Raw genomic sequence first — 16959 nt, 5'->3', positions numbered from 1 at the left:
GACAGGAACGCTTGCACCGGCGGGTGGAATATGATATTATAGGCGTTGAACAAAGTGCTTTTCATCGTCGAAGGCAACGGTGGAAAGCACTTTTTGGTTAACATATTATTATAAGAAAGTAGAGTTGATCAACCTTTATTATGGACGATGGCAGTATAACGCTCTTGGTGGCGCTGATCGTTTTGATCGCGTTTTCCGCATTCTTCTCCGCCTCCGAGACCGCATTTTCTTCCCTGAACCAGATACGCCTGAAAAGCCGCGCCGAGGAAGGCGACACTTCCGCCGCTCGGGTGCTGGCGATGGCCGAGAAGTACGACAAGCTTCTCTCCTCCATCCTCATCGGCAACAACATCGTGAATATCGCCGCCGCTTCCATCGGCACCGTCCTCTTTACCAAGTGGCTGGGTGCAGAGCGGGGCGCCACCACCTCCACCATCGTGCTGACGGTAGTCGTCCTCATCTTCGGCGAAGTGACCCCCAAGACCCTCGCCAAGGAGATGCCCGAGACGATTGCAACCGCTGTATCGCCGGTGCTGAGTCTGCTCCTGACCCTCTTCACCCCGCTGACCTGGCTGTTCAGCCAGTGGAAGAAGCTGCTGGGACGCTTCGTCCACAGCAGCGAGAGCGACGCCATCACCGAAGGTGAGCTCATCACCATGGTGAGCGAGGCTGAGAACGACGGTGAGCTTACCGACCGGGAAAGCCAGCTCATCCGCAGCGCCATCGAGTTCGATGACGTGGAGGTGGAAGAGATCCTGACGCCCCGCGTAGACGTGGTGGCCGTGGAGGACGATATTTCGCTGGAAGAGCTTGCGCAGACATTCGCAGAATCCGGCTATTCCCGCCTGCCCGTCTATCACGACACCGTTGACAACATCATCGGCGTCGTCCATGAGAAGGATTTCTACATCGCTCGTCTGAAAAAGTCCGTCACGATGGAGGACCTCATCGCCCCCACCCTCTACACCACCGGCTCCACCCAGATCTCCCAGCTGCTGCGCACCCTGCGGGAGCAGCACCATCACATGGCAGTCGTCGTGGACGAATACGGCGGCACCGAGGGCATCATCACCCTCGAGGACATTCTGGAAGAGCTTGTGGGCGAGATCTGGGACGAACACGACGAGGCCACTGAGGACTTCCGCCAGCAGTCGGACGGCAGCTGGCTCGTGTCCGGCTCGGCCAGCGTGGACGACCTTTACGAGACGCTGGACCTGCCCGAGGATGAAGACATCGACTCCAACACCGTGAACGGCCTCGTGCAGGAAAAGACCCACCATCTGCCCAAGGTGGGCGACCATTTCCAGCTGAACGACTACGAGGGCGTCGTGACCCGCACGGCCCGCCGCCGCGTCACCGAAGTCCGGTTCACCCACACCGCACCTGCCCCGCAGGACGACGAAAAGGACAAAGACAAGCGCTTTTCCCGTCTGGCGCAGCGCACCGAGGGCCGATAACACTCTATAACACGCAAAAAAATCCTCTCCCGATGGGAGAGGATTTTTTTGATCCAGCTATTACTGCTTTTTCCAGCGGCGCATGATGCCCATGCCCAGCGCATAGGGGCCGGTATGGACCGCGATGGTGCAGCCGATCTGCAGCAGGCCCACCTCGCACTGTGCGGCGGGATACTTGGCACGCAGGGCAGCGCGGGTCTGCATCCAGAGCCGTTTGCCCTCTTCTTCATCGTAGCCGTAGCCCACGATGATGCGGTAGTCGTCGGGCGTGCCGCCGTTGGCGTCCAGATAGTTCATCAGCTGCTCAAGGGCCTTCTCAAAGCTCTTCTGACGGCCCCGGGCCACACCGCCCGAGAAGATCTCGCCGTCCTTGAAGAGTATCATCGGCTTGATGCCCAGGAAGTTCGCCGCCCGGCCAGAGACTTTGCCGATGCGCCCGCCCTTGATGAGGTAATCGAGGTTGCCCACCGTGAAGAAGATGTTGTTGGTGGATTTTTCCGCTTCCAGCCAGGTCACCGCCTCGTCCAGCGTGCAGCCTGCGTCGCGGATGGCCACAGCGTTCTCCACCATAGTCGCCTCAGTGACAGTAGCCGCTGCCGAGTCCATCACCTCGATCTTCGCGTCGGGGTAGTCCTCGAGCACCAGCTCCCGGGCGTTGCGGGCGCTGCCCACGCAGCCGCTCATCTTGCTGGTGAAGCAGAGGCAGAGAGTGGGGCGGCCGGCCTCAGCCTGACGGCGGAACACCTCCTCGAAATCCTCGATGGAGGCAAGGCTGGTCTTGGGGTAGGCAGAGGGGTTGTCCACCATGAACTGGTAGAAATCCCGCACAGCGATCTCCTTGCCCTCCTTGCGGTAGTGCTCACCGTCCAGCGAAACATAGAACGGCACGATCTCCACACCCATCTTCTGCGCCATTTCTGGCGTAAAGTCACAGGCACTGTCGGCGATGATGTCAAACATTAGCGGCATCCTTCTTTCCGGTGAATTCAGGGTTTAGACCACGTGGTGGATGTATGCCTCACGCTCTGCGCCCACAGAGATATAGGTGATCTTGCAGCCCACGGCCTTTTCCAGATACTCGACGTAGTTCTGGGCCTCCTTGGGCAGGTCTTCCCACTTGCGGGCGGCGGTGATGTCGCAGTGCCAGCCGGGCAGATACTCCACCACCGGCTGTGCGGTGTCCAGAGCCTCGCCCATGGGGAAGCGGGTGGTGATGGTGCCGTCGCTCAGCTTGTAAGCAGTGACCATGGGGATCTTCTCCATGTAGTCCAGCACGTCCAGCAGGGTCAGGGCGACCTCGTCGCAGCCCTGGCAGAAGACGCCGTAGCGGCTTGCCACCAGGTCGATGGGGCCGACGCGGCGGGGACGGCCGGTAGCAGCGCCGTACTCATGGCCGGCCTCACGCAGAGCGTGCTTCTCTTCCTCGGTCATGGCCAGCTCAGTGACAAAGGGGCCGTCGCCGACGCAGGAGGAATAAGCCTTCATGACGCCGACGGAGTTGGTCAGCTTGTGGCTCGGGATGCCTGCGCCGATGGGGGCGTAAGCGCCGATGGTGTTGGAGGAAGTGGTGTAGGGATAGATGCCGAAGTCGATGTCGCGCAGAGCGCCCAGCTGGGCCTCGAACAGCACCTTCTTGCCGGCGGCATCGGCGTCAGCCAGATACTGGCCCACGTCGCAGATGTAGTCCTTGAAGATGGCGGCATACTTCTCCAGCCATGCCCACATCTCGTCCACGCTGATGGGAGCGGCGTTGTAGCTGCCCTCCATGACGAGGTTCTTGGAGTCCACCATGGTGACCAGGCGCTTCTTGACGGAGTCGTTCAGATGCAGCAGGTCGCCCATGCGGAGGGTCTTCTTCATGTACTTGTCACCGTAAGTGTAGGCGATGCCGCGCTTGGTGGAGCCGAACTGTGCGCCGGTCTTGGACAGACGCGCCTCTTCCAGACCGTCCTGATCGACATGGTAGGGCATGGTGATGGTGGCGCGGTCAGAGATCTTCAGGTTGGCAGGGGTAATGGAGATACCCTGCTCGCGCAGATTGTTGATCTCACCGTCCAGATGGTGGGGGTCGATGACCATACCGTTGCCCATCACGCAGACAACATTGGGACGGAGGATACCGGAGGGCAGCAGGTTCAGCACGAACTTGCCCCGCTCGTTCTTGACGGTATGACCAGCATTGTTGCCGCCCTGATAGCGTGCAACAATATCGTACTCCTGGCTGATCAGGTCGACCATGCGGCCCTTGCCCTCATCGCCCCAGTTGATACCCGTAATTGCAGTAAGCATAATAAATGACCTCTTTATCATTTTTCAAAAGGCGGCCTTTTCCGCGCACCCTGCCCGGGATACGCCGCCTTGGGAAACTTGTTTTCTGCCGCGCAGCTCCTGCCGGAGCACACAACAGCTCAAATATAAGTATAGCACTCTTTCGCCCACAAAAAAAGAGGAAAAAGCGGTTTTGTACGACTTTTTCCTCCCGATTCAGTTCTTTTTGCTCACTCTGTGGATGGTGCCGTCCGGCTCCTTGATGGAGGTGCGCTCCAGCTGGGCGCGAAGGCTGGACTTCATGTCCTCGATATACTCCTTGCGCAGAGCCTGCTGCTCGGCTTTTTCGGCCTCCGTCAGGCCGGTGGTCTTGCTCTTGTGTGCCAGCTCGTTGATGCGGGCTATCTTTTCTTTGGTCATCGAAGTTTTCCTCCGTTTGTGGTATAATAAGATGAACTCAACCTCTCAGTCTCGATAGGAGAGGTGGCACGCCGCAGGCGTGACGGAGAGGTTAATTCCAGTATAGCAAAGGACTTTTCTTATGTCAAACCAACTCAATTTTTCACAGCAGATGGACGAAGTGTTGAAAACTCTGGGCAGCACCCGCCCCCGGCTGCTGCTCCATGCCTGCTGCGGCCCCTGTTCCAGCGCCGTGCTGGAGCGGCTGTGCCGGTATTTCGACATCACCGTACTCTACTACAACCCCAACACATGGCCCGCCGAAGAATACCACCGCCGGGGCGAAGAGCTGGAGCGCTTCGTCGCCGCCGCCCACCCGCTGGGGGTAACAGTGGTGGAAGACCGGTACGACCCGCAGGAGTTCTACTCCGCTGTCGCGGGCCTCGAAAACGAGCCGGAGCGCGGCAGTCGCTGCACGGTCTGCTATCGGCTGCGGATGCGCCGTGCGGCCCAGTATGCCGCCGAGCACGGCTTCGACTGGTTCACCACGACCCTCTCCATCAGCCCCCACAAGGACGCCAAGCGCATCAATGCCATCGGACAGGAGCTGGAGCAGGAGTTCGGCGTGAAGCACCTGCCCTCCGACTTCAAAAAGCAGAACGGCTATCTGCGCTCGTTACAGCTCTCGGAGGAATACGGCCTCTACCGGCAGGACTACTGCGGCTGTGAGTTCAGCGCAAAAGCCAGAGGCATCGGCACTACTGCGGGAGAATAAGTGATACACTGACAAATATATATCTTATCTACGTCTTATTTTGTCTCTGTATCAGTTTGATACACTGACACTCGCTGATACACTGACTCACTGTATCAGGCCGGCGGCTCTGTATCAGCTGATACAGTTCGATTTTCAACTTATCAGCGTCAAAAAAGTGCAACTGTATCAGATAACCTCCCTCAGTAGAGAGCTGATACAGCTGCACTTCTTATTTTTATTCTTCCGGAAGCTTTGCCACAAGCACCGCAAAGATGACCAGACCCACGCAGGGAACGATGTTGGTCATCATACCGGCGGCAAGACCGGCGCTTTCGGCCACGACGCCGATGACCCAGGGCATCAGGATCGCGCCGCTGGCTGCCACCGGCAGCATGATGCCCATGCTGGTCACGCTGGTCATACGGCCTGCGCTGGCCACAGCGGTGGGGTTCATGCCCGCCATCGCAAAGGCAAAGGCGAACAGCAGCACGATGGCCGCGCCCTGACTGCGGGCCTGCACCAGCAGGATGTAGAAGACGGTGCAGCTCACGCCCATGACCACCATAGCCTTGCGGGGCTGCTTGAAGGGGAACACGAAGGCGATGAGCAGACGTGCCACGAGGGTCGCGCCCCACATGACGGTGACGGTATAGGCCGCCAGTGCGCCTGCGATGATGCCGCTGCCCTTGAAGTAAGTGACCATCCAGCCGGTGACGCTCTGCTCAGCGGCGTTCTGGCAGAAGAGCAGGCCGGTCAGCAGCCAGAAGCGGGTGGATTTGAGGAAGCTCCAATCGGTGACTTCCTTCTTGCCTGCGCCCCTGCCCGCAAAGGGAGTCCCCATATACACCAGCCAGAGCAGCAGACCCAGCACAGCCAGCACAAGCACGGCGAAGGAGCCGCTCACCCTGCCTGCAGCCGCGATGAAAAAGGGGCAGAGCAGTGCGCCGCAGGCATAGCAGCTGTGCATCAGGTTCATGCCCCGGGTGCGGTCAGCGGAGTTGTCGCTGACGAGGATGGTGCAGGTGTTGATGACACTGCCCTTGGCGATGCCCACGAGGAAGAAGCCCAGCGCCAGCACAGCCACCGCGCCGCTGAGGCCCATCATGGCGTAGCCCAGCGCATAGCCGATGGTCAGCAGCAGGATGCTGGGCTTCATGCCCAGCTTGCCGGGCAGCATGGCGATGAGAAAGCCTGCCAGCAGGTTGCCGATGCTCATGAGAGACAGCAGGGTTCCGGTCATGCCGTAGGCGAAGCCATACTGCTCCTGCAATAGGCTGACCACCACGCCGCTGGAAATGGCGCAGATGCCGCTGAAAAAGAAGGTGATGAAGCCCACGTTCCGCAGGCGGGTGTTCTTTTGTTCCATATGATTCCTCTTTCCGTTTTTCCTTTTCCGTCTGCGCCTTGCCATAAGCGCGTTGTATCCTATCCCATTATAGCTTTCTGCTGCCGGAGTTTCAACCTCTCAATCGCGGCTTTGCCGTGGGGCAGATTCTCCTTCGTCCAACCTCTCAGTCTGCTTCGCAGACAAGGCCGGGTTGCGGCACCCAGCGTCTGCTTCGCTGTCGCTTGCATCTTGCTGGCCGCTGCCCCAACAGCTCCTCCCTGTTTCCGCCGCTGGCGGCGGTCGTCGCCGTTGCCCCTGGTAGGGGAGCCTCTGGCGAAGAGGCTGACTTTTCCGATATGCCAAAGCCTCCCCTCGATAGGGGAGGTGGCATCGCGCAGCGATGACGGAGAGGTTTTCTGCACAAAAAGAGGGCCGGACAACTGTCCGGCCCTCTTTGAGGTCAGCGCTTATTCAGCCTTGGTCTCGGGCTTTGCCTCTTCGGCCTTAGCCTCCGGCTTTGCAGCGGGAGCTGCGGCAGCGGCGGGCTTTGCTGCGGGAGCAGCAGGCTTCACCACGGGCTTCGGGGGATACGGATCGTCCTTCAGGGGGAAGAGAATGATCTTCTTCGGGCACTTCTGGGCGCACATACCGCAGCCCTTGCACTTGTCGTAGTCCACGCGGGCCACGCCGTCAACGACATGGATCGCGTCGAACTTACAGGTGCGCTCACACATACCGCAGGCGATGCAGCTGGTGGTGCAGAGCTTGTTGGCGACAGCGCCCTTATCCTGATTGGAACACATAACGACAGGCTTGCGCGGGCCGCCGGCGTCGATCATGATGACCTTCTTGGGGCAGATGTTGGCGCAGGCACCACAGCCGGTACACTTGTCCTTGTCCACCTTGGCAACACCGTCCACGATGTGGATGGCATCGAACTTACAGACCTTGGTGCAGTCGCCCAGACCGATGCAGGCAAAGGAGCAGGTCTTGGGGCCGCCGTACAGGGTAGCAGCAGCGGCGCAGGTCTGGATGCCCTTATAATCGTAAGCAGGCTTGCAGTGCTCGGAGCTGCCCTGGCACTGGACCACGGCCTTCTTCTCCACAGCGCTTGCCTCACCGCCCATGATCTTGGCAATGGCAGCAGCAGCCTTGGGGCCGCCGGGAGCGCACTTATCGCAAGGCACGCCGTCCATGACGACAGCCTTTGCGTAGTCGGCACAGCCTGCGTAGCCGCAGCCGCCGCAGTTTGCGCCGGCCAGACAGCTGGCAACTTCTTCGATACGGGGGTCTTCCTCAACTGCCATGAACTTGGCAGCGGCGACCAGAATGATTGCGCCGACAGCACCGACGATGGTGCAGAGGATAACAGCAGATGCGATATTCATAATCCTGTTCCTCCTTTACAGCGTCACGTTAAACAGATTCTCAACGATGCCGCCAAAGCCCATGAAGGACAGGCTGGTGATCGCTGCGGCCAGCAGAGTGATGGGCAGGCCCTTGAAGGGAGCCGGGGGATCACATGCCTCCACGCGCTTGCGCACGCCGCTGAACATGACCATAGCCAGCATGAAGCCGACGCCTGCGCCGATGGCGCAGACCAGAGCCTCGATGTAGGCAGCGCCGAAGCCCAGAGCCTCGACGTCTGCGCCGTAGTCATCGACGACCAGAATGGTGACAGCCAGAACGCAGCAGTTGGTGGTGATCAGGGGCAGGTAGACGCCCAGAGAGTTGTACAGCGCAACGACATACTTCTTCAGGAAGATCTCGATGAACTGCACCAGAACTGCAATGACCAGAATGAACACGATGGTCTGCAGATAGCTCAGACCGGCGGGGTTCAGAACAAAGATCTGCAGCGGGAAGGTCACGGCCGTAGCCATGAACATGACGAAGATGACAGCGCCGGACATACCCACAGCGGAGTCAAACTTCTTGGAAACGCCCAGGAACGGGCAGATGCCATAGAACTTCACCAGCACGTAGTTGTTGACAAGGATCATGCTGAAGAAGATAGCAGCGAGTTTGATGAGCATCTTATTAGCCCTCCTTCTTCAGATTGTCGATGTCGCAGCAGCTCTTGCGCTCGATGCGCGCATCCAGCTTGCCTTCCAGCCAGACACAGCCGGCCATCAGGACGCCGTAGCAGAAGAATGCGCCGGGAGCCTGAGTCATGATGCTGATGCGGGCGATGCTGTCGGGCAGGACCTGGAAGCCCAGCCAAGTGCCGCTGCCCAGCACCTCGCGGATGGTAGCCATCAGCACGACGGTAAGGGTGTAGCCGATGCCCATGCCGACGCCGTCCAGTGCAGAATCGACCACGTTGTTCTTGCAGGCGAACATCTCGGCACGGCCAAGGATGATGCAGTTGACGACGATCAGGGGCAGGAAGACGCCCAGTGCGGTGTACAGGCTGTCCATGTAGGCGTGCATGACCATCTGGACGATGGTGACGAAGCCTGCGATGATGACGATGTAGCAGGGCAGATGGACCTTTGCGGGGATCACGTTGCGCAGCAGCGAGATCAGGATGTTGGAGCAGACCAGCACGAAGGTGAAGGCTGCGCCCATGCCCAGTGCGCTGGAGACTGCCGTGGTAACTGCCAGGCAGGAGCAGGTGCCCAGGACCAGACGCAGAACGGGGTTCTCTTTGATGATGCCGTTGGTAAGGATGCTTACCTTGGACTTGTTTTCAGATGCCATTTCTTACCAACCTCCTTTATGCCAGCTCGTTGTAGCAGTTGACGCAGTCGTTGATGGCGGCGAACAGTGCCTTAGAGGAAATGGTCGCGCCGCTGTATGCGTCAAAACCGCCCTGACCGATGGCGATATTCTGGGTGCCGTCCATGCCGTTGAACTGGGCAAGGAAGGTGTCGTTTGCGACATTGGAGCCGATGCCCTTGGTCTGAGTGGAAGCGTCCACCCAGATGCCGGTGACGGTGCCGTTGGTGTCGTAGCCCATGATGACGGTGAGGATGCCGCCGTCGAAGCCCTTCTCCTCAGCCTTGATGGCGATGCTGCCATCCTCGGCCTTGACGACGCCGGTGACGTTCTCGGTGGTGTAGTCGGTCACTTCTTCCAGCGTCTTGGCGTCAGAAACGGTGGGCATGACGTCCACATAGGCTGCCAGAGTGGCGGCCTTCTGGTTTTCTTCGATGATAGGCGCAGTAAAGGAGTTGACCAGGGCCAGCAGGAAGCTGACCACCAGTGCGATGACGCTCAGCACGACTACCGGCTTTACCGTGCTTTCCCAAGTAGACTTATTCATTTGCCAGCAGCCTCCTTCTTAGCAGGTTTGACATAGCCATACGGCGTCTGGCGGGTCAAGTCATTGATGTACGGGACCCACAGGTTCATGAACAGCAGTGCGAAGGACACGCCCTCGGTGTAGCTGCCCCAGTAACGGATCGCGAAGGTGACGACGCCCAGAGCCACGCCGTAGACCAGCTTGCCCTTCAGGGTGAAGGGGCTGGTGACGTAGTCGGTGGCCATGAACACAGCGCCGAACATCAGGCCGCCGCTCAGCACAGCCACCAGTGCAGCGTGGACGCTGTGGGTGGCGATGAGATAGAACACAAACATGCTGCCAACGTAAGCGGCAGGGATGGCGATGCTGATGGTCTTGGTGACCACGAGGTAGATCAGGCCCAGCACGATGGCCAGAGCGCAGGTCTCACCCAGAACGCCGCCGTGGACGCCCATGAAGAGGTCCAGCAGGCTCAGTTTGTTGGGGTCAGCCACAGCCAGAGGAGTAGCGGAGGACAGCTGATCGACCGCTGCATCCGGGAACACCCAGTTGTTCATAGCGCCGGCAAAGCTGACGAACAGCACGATACGGCCCACCAGAGCGGGGTTCGCGAAGTTCATGCCGATGCCGCCGAACAGCTGCTTGACCACGATGATGGCCACGAAGTCGCCGATGAGCAGCTCACCGATGGGCATGCCCACAGGCACGTTCATGGCGAGGATGATGCCGGTGACGACGGCGGACAGATCGCTGATGGGGTTTGCCTTCTTCAGCAGCTTGCAGTACAGCCACTCGAAAGCCACGCAGGCCACGACGGACACTGCGGTGACCAGCAGAGCACGCAGACCAAAGATAATGGCAGAGGCCACGACGCACGGGGTCAGGGCCACGATCACGTTGGCCATCAGGCCGGTGGTCGTCTCCTCAGAGCGCAGGTGCGGGGAGGCCGAAACAATAAGCTTCGTATCCATTACTTATTGCCTCCTTTTTTGATTTCACCGAGATAGAATGCCTTGGCCAGACCCATCATCTGGGTGCAGGGACGCTTAGCCGGGCAGACGAAGGTGCAGGAGCCGCAGTTGAAGCAGTAGTCAACGTGCAGCTTGCCCAGCTCCTGGACGTCGCGGGCAGCGTAAGCCTGGTTGACCTCCACGGGCTCCAGACCCATGGGGCAGTACTCGACGCAGCGGCCGCAGCGGATGCAGGGGTTGACCTGCGGGGGCTGTGCGGTCGCTTCGCTCAGCATGATAAGGCCGGAAGTGGTCTTGGTGGTGGGGTAGCTCAGGTCACGCACAGCGGGACCCATCATAGCGCCGCCGGCCACGACCTTGCCCAGAGTGACGCCGCCCTTGAGGCCGGCAGTGTTCAGGACATCCTCGTAGGAAGTACCCACGGGGACGATGAGGTTCTGGGGCTTCTCGCAGGCATCGCCGTCCACGGTGATGACGCGGCTGACCACCGGCATACCGGTAGCCAGATACTTGCCGAGGCTGGACACACTGGTCACGTTCATGACGATGGCGCCGGCAGCGGCGGGCAGGCCGCCGTGCGGGACCTCGCGGCCCAGGCACTTCTCAATGAGGATGAGCTCTGCGCCGGTGCCGTAGACGCTGGGCAGGGGCTTCACCTCAATGGCGGGCTTGTCCTTCGTCTTCTGGCACAGCAGGTCGATGCACTCGGGCTTGTTGTTCTCGATGCCGATGACACACTTCGGGATGCCGGTGTACTTCAGCACAGCCTCGATGCCGCGGACGATGTCGTCTGCGCAGTTCAGCATCTCCTGCGTGTCGCTGGTCAGCCAGACTTCACACTCGGAGGCGTTGATGAGCAGGGTATCCACGGGGTCCTTGGGCTGCAGCTTGACGTCAGTCGGGAAGCCTGCGCCGCCCAGACCCACCAGACCGCTCTCACGCACGGCGGCGAGGAAGCTGGCCTTATCGGTCACTTCAGGTGCCTTCACGGCGGGGTCTACGGCCTGCTTGCCATCGGTCTTGATGACCACAGAGTCGCACATCCGGCCATTGGACAGACGGAACGGCTCCACAGCCGCCACAGTGCCCGAGACGCTGGAGTGGATATTTGCAGACACAAAGCCGCCAGCTTCACCGATCTTGGTACCGACGAACACCTCGTCGCCCTTCTTCACCAAAGCCTTGGCGGGAGCGCCGATATGCTGACTCATCAGGATGCGTACCTGCGCGGGCAGAGGCATCGGGACCGGTTTGCTTGCAGCAGTTGCCTTGTCATGCGGCGTATGCGCGCCAAGCGCCGCACGTTTCAGCTTGTTCAACATGGAATTAAATCCCCCATTCTGCTTGAATTGCTGTCCCCACGCCCATGCAGGCGCACTGGTACAGGGACAGTTGCTGCTTAACATGTTTATTGTATCATTTTGCGGTGGGAAGTCAACGACAACAAGGCCAAAATGATGCAAATTCTTTGAATTTCTTAGCTGTTTTTAACGATTAGCTGTGACTAACCTCCCATTTTTTCGTTAGTATCGCACAACTTTTCCCAAAGTCCGGTCGTTTGCCTTTCCGGGAAGAATATGTTATACTACAACCAAACGAACACGCAGGCGCATCCCGCGCCGTGCGGTCTGAGCCGTCAAGGAGGGTCTACCATGAAATTTCTGAAAGTAATGCTCGCTGTTTTGACCTGTCTGGCTGTCACGCTGACCGGCGTGCTGCTCTTTGTGGACAAGCACGGCCCCCGCTATATCCAGATCGACAACAGCGAAGACTGAGCCTCGCATTTTTGAAACGCAGTCATCCCCCAGCCTGAACGGTGTGCCGCCCGGGCTGGGGGATGTTTGGCTTTTACGGCTTGTGCCGCCTGCTGAGAATGCCCCCGGATACAGAGCATCCGGGGGCATTCTGTCTTTTTAGTAATCTTTTTCGCAGCCCAGCAGGAACTTCATGTACGCGAAGGTCCGCTCCTGCCCGATGTCCCGCACCATCTTGAGCAGCTTTTCCAGCAGCGCTCTCGTCTCGGGGTGGAGCAGATAGTGGTCTTTGCTGTGCTCATAGTACTCCCAAGGGGAGGCGTCGGTGTACTTGTCGCCCAGATAGATCTGGCTGGCGGCCACACGGTCGCAGACCATCTCGCAGACGTACCGCAGGGGGATCTTCATACCGGTGAGGCCGGCTTTCGTGGTGCTGTAGTCTATCCAGTATTCGAGGTGATGCTTGTTGCGGCCCTTGTGGTGGAGCCATGCCGAGGTGTAGCCCCTGGCTTCCCGCTCCGCCTCATTGGGGCTGTGGTCGCCCTGATAGTAGATGCAGCCCGGGATGAACTCGGTGGGGCTGTACTTGCTCAGGTCGTGGGCAAGGCCCTGCTCGTAGAGCCCGCAGGCAAAGCAGTATTTCATCACCAGCAGCTTGTGCCGGGTGATGGTCTCAAAATGGCCTTTGATGTTCATGCGTTTCGCCACCTCACTGTCACTTTTCCCTCTTTGAGGTTCCGCAAATCGCCGCTCTCCGAGAAATCCTCCCGGTCGCGGGTCAGGCTGGGGTTATAATAGGGGTCGTCCAGAATATCCGCCTTGCCGTGGACGTCGTAGAGCCGCTGCTGCTCGGCGGCAAAGCGCGCCGCCTTGACGGGGTCTTTCTCGTCGCCGCCGCGGCTCTTGCTCTCGTAATGGGTCAGCTGGGCGTAGGGCGTCCACACGATGCGATAGCCCTTGTCCCGCACCCGGAGGCAGAAGTCCACATCGTTGAAGGCCACGGCAAACTTCTCGTCCAGCCCCTTCACCTCGTCCCACACGCTGGTCCTGACCAGCAGGCAGGCACCCGTGACGGCGGAGAAGTCCTGCACGGTAGCGGCGCGGAACAGATAGCCGCTGCCGCCCGCCTTCTTGTACTTGTGGCTGTGGCCCGCGTAGCCGCCCAGACCCGTGACGACGCCCGCATGCTGGAGCGTCTCGTCGGGATAGTAGAGCATCGCGCCGCAGATGGCCGCACCGCCGGGGTGGGCGCACTGCCGCAGCAGCTCGGTGAGCCAGTCGCCGTTCCGCACCTCCACGTCGTTGTTCAGCAGCAGCAGGTACTCGCCCTGCGCCGCCTTCCGTCCGAAGTTGTTGATGGCTGAGAAGTTGAAGCCCTTTTCCGGCCAGGTGACCACTTTCAGGCCCTCGTACCGCTTCTCAGCATCCTTATAATAGGCAAAGGTGGCCGGGTCGGTGGAGTTGTTCTCGATGACGATGACCTCGAAGTTATCCCACTCGGTCTTTGACCAGATGCTGTACAGGCACTTCTCGAGGTCGTCGGTGTGGTCTTTGTTGGGGATGAGGATGCTCACCTTTGGGTCGCCCTCGATGTCCCACTTGACCCGGTAGGTGCTGGGGAAAAGCCCATCCTCCACCGTGCCGGTGCGCCCGGTGCGGCTCAGATGGTCCGTCAGCGCCTTTTTCGCCGCCGCCGCCACATAGGGCTTGGCATCGGTGCCGCTCGAGGTCGAACCCGCATGGACCCGCCAGTAGTAGAGCACCTGCGGCAGATGAGCCGCACCGCCGGTCTGTTCGATGAGCCGGAGGAAGAGGTCGTGGTCCTGACTGCCGTCGCACTCGGGGCGTTCGCCGCCCAGCTGCTCATACAGCGCCCGCTTGAAGACTGCCAGATGACAGATGTAGTTGCAGCAGAGCAGATAATCCGGGGCATAATCGGGCTTGAAGTGTCCCACCATCGGCTTTTTGATGTCCTTGGTGAAGAGCGCCTCGTCGCTGTAGAGGAAACCATCCGGCTCACCCTTTTCGCGGAGCTGCAAGACAGCCTTACCCATCGCGTACATGGCGTGGGGGGCCAGCACATCGTCGTGGTCGGCGAGGGCGAGATATTCGCCCGTCGCCAGCGTCTCGGCGGCGTTGGTGTTGGCGGCGATGCCCTTATTTTCGACCTTTTTGTATACGATTCGTTGATTTTTCTGCTGATATTCCCTTACGACACGTTCCACCTCGGGGTGGGCGTCGTCGGAAGCGTCCGCGAGGCAGAGCTGACCATTGGGGGCGGTCTGGTTCACAAAGGAGCCAAGAAATTTCCGCAGGTAATTTTCGGGCGTATTATACAGTGGGGTCAGGATGGAGATGGTGGGCAGGCCGCAGTTCTCAGCGGTCTTGCCGGCCATTTCGGCGGCCTGAGCTTCCAGCACCTTTTTGCCGGGCAGATAGCGCGCCCGCTTGCCAAAGAAACGGCGGCGGACAAAGCCCGCGCCCCGCTTTACCATCGTGGGCAGGCCCTCGTCTTTCGTGAGCTGGACGGCATAGCCCATCAGCTCTTTGGCGCGTTTGAGTCGTACATTCATATCCAGTCCTTATGCCTCGCCCCGCTGCACGGCCTTATAGGCGTTGCAGACAGTCTCGGTGTCGCCGTTCATCTTGAGGTGGCCGTGGCTCAGCCATGCCACCTTGCTGCACATGCGCTCGATCTGCTCGATGGAGTGGGACACCAGGATCACCGTAGTGCCGCCGGCCATCAGCTCTTTCATCCGCTTTTCGCACTTCTGCTGGAAGAGGAAGTCGCCCACCGCCAGCACCTCGTCGGCGATGAGGATGTCAGGCTTGGTGATGGTGGCAATGGCAAAGCCGATACGGGCCACCATGCCGGAGGAGTAGTTTTTCAGCGGCACATCGAGGAAGTTCTGCAGCTCGCTGAACTCCACGATCTCGTCGAACTTCTCGTCCAGATACTTGGGCGAGAAGCCCAGGACCGTACCGTTGAGGTAGATGTTCTCCCGGGCGGTCAAGTCCATGTCGAAGCCCGCACCCAGCTCGATGAGGGGGGCGATGGTGCCGTTGACAGTCACTTTGCCCTTGCTGGGCTTGTACACGCCCGCAATGGTCTTGAGCAGGGTGGATTTGCCCGAGCCGTTCAGGCCCACAAGGCCGTAAAAATCGCCGGGCATGATGTCGAGGCTCACGTCCCTGAGGGCGTAGAACTCGTCGTACTGCAAGCGTCCCTGCACCATGGCAAGGAGGTATTCCTTCAGGCTCTCGTGCTTTTCGGTGGAGAGGTTGAAGCACATGGACACATTGTCCACTTTGATGATAGGTTCCATCGTTCTCTCCTCCTTCTTATATATGCAGCACGAAGCGGTCCTGTGTCTTGCGGAACATCTGGACGCCCACCAGCATCGAGATGAGGGCGCAGAGGCCGCAGACGAGGAACATGTTGATGTCCAGCGGGATGCCCCACATCAGGGTTCGGCGGAAGCCCGTGATATACCAGTACATCGGGTTCAGCTTGATGATCTGCTGCATGTTGAAGCCGCCGATGGAGAAGGTCATCTGGGTGGGGTCGTAGAAGATGGCGGAGAAATAGAGCAGCGCCGTGATAAAGACGCTCCAGATGTGCATGATGTCCCGGAAGAACACCGTCGCCGCCGCGAGGAAGAGGCCCACGCCGAGGCTGAAGAAGAAGAGGGTCACCAGCGGGTAGAGGGCTTCAAACACCGTGATATGGATGGGGCTGCCGGTGAACACCATGACCAGCGCCAGCGCCACGAAGCTGAAGACGCAGTTGACCATGGCGAAGCAGCACTTTTCCAGCGGGAAGACATATTTCGGGATATAGACTTTTTTCAGCAGGGAGGCCGCGCCGAGGACGCTGCTCATGCTGGTGGAGGTGGCCTCGTTGAAGAAGTTGAAGAGCAGCTGGCCGCACATCAGGAAGACCGGGAAGTTGTCGATGCCGCTGCCCCGCATATCCATCAGGCTGCTAAACACCGCCCAGTACACCAGACACATGAGCAGGGGGTTGAGCACGCTCCACACCACGCCCAGCACGCTGCGGCGGTATTTGAGCTTAAAGTCACGGCTGACGAGGTTCCACAGCAGATAGCGGTAGCACCACAGGCCGTTGAACATTGCCTTGAGTTTTTTCACAGGCGATCACCACTTTTCAAAATACTCGAACTTCTGGGCGGCAAAGGGCTCATGGAGCTTGTCCTTGGCGCTGGTCTTGTGCTCGCAGCCGCAGTCGGGCCACTGGACGTTGACGGTGGGGTCGTCGTAGGGGATGCCGCCCTCGCTGGTGGGGTCGTAGACATCCGTACACTTGTAGCAGAACTCGGCCACATCGCTCAGCACGAGGAAGCCGTGGGCAAAGCCCTCGGGGATATAGAACATCTTCTTGTTCTCTTCGGAGAGGGTCACGCCCACCCACTTGCCGAAGGTGGCGCTGTTGGGGCGGCAGTCCACGGCGACGTCGTAGACTTCGCCCCTGGTCACACGCACCAGCTTGCCCTGGGTGTGGTTCTTCTGGAAGTGGAGGCCGCGCAGCACGCCGCGGGTGGAGCGGCTCTGGTTGTCCTGCACGAATTCCTTGTCGATGCCGGCCTCGGCGAACTGGTCTTTCTGGTAAGTCTCCATGAAATAGCCGCGGTCATCGCCGAACACCTGCGGCTCAATGACGACGACACCGGGGATCTCAGTCTGCGTAAAGGTGAATTTGCCCATAATTATTTTCCTCTCTGTTTTGTTTTATCGTTTTTTGTTATTTTGTTGTATATG

Annotated in this window: 18 protein-coding genes; 3 read left to right on the top strand and 15 right to left on the bottom strand. The window is 59.5% G+C overall.

All coding sequences use genetic code 11. From position 1 onward, the window contains the following. Positions 1 to 140: 140 nt before the first annotated feature. Positions 141 to 1457 (top strand): hemolysin family protein, encoded by a 1317-nt coding sequence (locus J3349_RS11960; RefSeq protein WP_207677571.1) that lies wholly within the window; start codon positions 141 to 143, stop codon positions 1455 to 1457. Between the two features lie 60 nt (positions 1458 to 1517). Here the strand turns inward: J3349_RS11960 and J3349_RS11955 are convergent, their stop codons facing one another. The 3 genes from J3349_RS11955 to J3349_RS11945 all read right to left on the bottom strand — a co-directional run bounded on the left by J3349_RS11955 (position 1518) and on the right by J3349_RS11945 (position 4145). Continuing rightward, a complete protein-coding gene (locus tag J3349_RS11955; protein WP_207677570.1) occupies positions 1518 to 2417 on the bottom strand; it encodes a DegV family protein in 900 nt (299 codons plus the stop codon). Between the two features lie 33 nt (positions 2418 to 2450). Beyond that, a complete protein-coding gene (locus J3349_RS11950; protein WP_207677569.1) occupies positions 2451 to 3746 on the bottom strand; it encodes an adenylosuccinate synthase in 1296 nt (431 codons plus the stop codon). A 195-nt stretch (positions 3747 to 3941) separates the two neighbouring features. Then, complete coding sequence (locus J3349_RS11945) at positions 3942 to 4145, bottom strand: DUF896 domain-containing protein (protein ID WP_158395977.1); 204 nt, start codon at positions 4143 to 4145, stop codon at positions 3942 to 3944. 121 nt (positions 4146 to 4266) lie between these two features. Here J3349_RS11945 and J3349_RS11940 point away from each other — a divergent pair, with 121 nt between their 5' ends. Further along, positions 4267 to 4899 carry an epoxyqueuosine reductase QueH gene (locus tag J3349_RS11940; RefSeq protein WP_207677568.1) on the top strand — a complete coding sequence of 211 codons (633 nt, stop codon included), beginning with the start codon at positions 4267 to 4269 and terminating at the stop codon, positions 4897 to 4899. 217 nt (positions 4900 to 5116) lie between these two features. On the opposite strand, the gene J3349_RS11935 is transcribed toward J3349_RS11940, so the two are convergent. The 7 genes from J3349_RS11935 to rsxC form a co-directional block, all read right to left on the bottom strand. Then, on the bottom strand, positions 5117 to 6247 hold the full coding sequence (locus tag J3349_RS11935; protein WP_207677567.1) for an MFS transporter: 1131 nt from the start codon (positions 6245 to 6247) through the stop codon (positions 5117 to 5119). Positions 6248 to 6675: 428 nt separating this feature from the next. Then, positions 6676 to 7596 carry an RnfABCDGE type electron transport complex subunit B gene (locus tag J3349_RS11930; protein WP_158395971.1) on the bottom strand — a complete coding sequence of 307 codons (921 nt, stop codon included), beginning with the start codon at positions 7594 to 7596 and terminating at the stop codon, positions 6676 to 6678. A 15-nt stretch (positions 7597 to 7611) separates the two neighbouring features. Continuing rightward, positions 7612 to 8244: an Rnf-Nqr domain containing protein gene (locus tag J3349_RS11925; protein ID WP_207677566.1), complete on the bottom strand. Its 633-nt coding sequence runs from the start codon at positions 8242 to 8244 to the stop codon at positions 7612 to 7614. A gap of 4 nt (positions 8245 to 8248) precedes the next feature. Then, on the bottom strand, positions 8249 to 8911 hold the full coding sequence (locus J3349_RS11920; RefSeq protein ID WP_149794929.1) for an electron transport complex subunit E: 663 nt from the start codon (positions 8909 to 8911) through the stop codon (positions 8249 to 8251). A 16-nt stretch (positions 8912 to 8927) separates the two neighbouring features. Beyond that, positions 8928 to 9476, bottom strand: coding sequence for an FMN-binding protein (locus J3349_RS11915; protein ID WP_158395965.1), 549 nt, complete (start codon positions 9474 to 9476; stop codon positions 8928 to 8930). Next, complete coding sequence (locus J3349_RS11910) at positions 9473 to 10426, bottom strand: RnfABCDGE type electron transport complex subunit D (protein WP_207677565.1); 954 nt, start codon at positions 10424 to 10426, stop codon at positions 9473 to 9475. Before J3349_RS11910 ends, J3349_RS11915 begins: the two co-directional genes overlap by 4 nt. Next, positions 10426 to 11748, bottom strand: a complete 1323-nt coding sequence (gene rsxC / locus J3349_RS11905) for an electron transport complex subunit RsxC (protein WP_158403412.1) — start codon at positions 11746 to 11748, stop codon at positions 10426 to 10428. Before rsxC ends, J3349_RS11910 begins: the two co-directional genes overlap by 1 nt. A 330-nt stretch (positions 11749 to 12078) precedes the next feature. Between rsxC and J3349_RS14215 the strand changes: the two genes are divergently transcribed. Further along, positions 12079 to 12201 carry a hypothetical protein gene (locus J3349_RS14215; RefSeq protein WP_256276019.1) on the top strand — a complete coding sequence of 41 codons (123 nt, stop codon included), beginning with the start codon at positions 12079 to 12081 and terminating at the stop codon, positions 12199 to 12201. Positions 12202 to 12339: 138 nt separating this feature from the next. On the opposite strand, the gene J3349_RS11900 is transcribed toward J3349_RS14215, so the two are convergent. Genes J3349_RS11900 through rfbC form a run of 5 tightly spaced genes read right to left on the bottom strand, consistent with a single transcriptional unit; the run spans position 12340 to position 16905 of the window. Continuing rightward, complete coding sequence (locus J3349_RS11900) at positions 12340 to 12876, bottom strand: DUF5662 family protein (RefSeq protein ID WP_158395959.1); 537 nt, start codon at positions 12874 to 12876, stop codon at positions 12340 to 12342. Next, positions 12873 to 14753: a glycosyltransferase family 2 protein gene (locus J3349_RS11895; protein ID WP_207677564.1), complete on the bottom strand. Its 1881-nt coding sequence runs from the start codon at positions 14751 to 14753 to the stop codon at positions 12873 to 12875. Before J3349_RS11895 ends, J3349_RS11900 begins: the two co-directional genes overlap by 4 nt. A 9-nt stretch (positions 14754 to 14762) precedes the next feature. After that, positions 14763 to 15506, bottom strand: coding sequence for an ABC transporter ATP-binding protein (locus J3349_RS11890; RefSeq protein ID WP_015565269.1), 744 nt, complete (start codon positions 15504 to 15506; stop codon positions 14763 to 14765). Positions 15507 to 15522: 16 nt separating this feature from the next. Beyond that, positions 15523 to 16332 carry an ABC transporter permease gene (locus tag J3349_RS11885; protein WP_223386786.1) on the bottom strand — a complete coding sequence of 270 codons (810 nt, stop codon included), beginning with the start codon at positions 16330 to 16332 and terminating at the stop codon, positions 15523 to 15525. Positions 16333 to 16338: 6 nt separating this feature from the next. Next, complete coding sequence (gene rfbC, locus J3349_RS11880; protein ID WP_158395955.1) at positions 16339 to 16905, bottom strand: dTDP-4-dehydrorhamnose 3,5-epimerase; 567 nt, start codon at positions 16903 to 16905, stop codon at positions 16339 to 16341. Between the last annotated feature and the right edge of the window lie 54 nt (positions 16906 to 16959).

The sequence above is a fragment of the Faecalibacterium sp. Marseille-P9590 genome (assembly GCF_017377665.1).
Classification (GTDB): domain Bacteria; phylum Bacillota; class Clostridia; order Oscillospirales; family Ruminococcaceae; genus Faecalibacterium.
The sequence above is the reverse complement of the archived record's forward strand: the minus strand, read 5'-3'. Positions and strand labels throughout refer to the sequence as shown.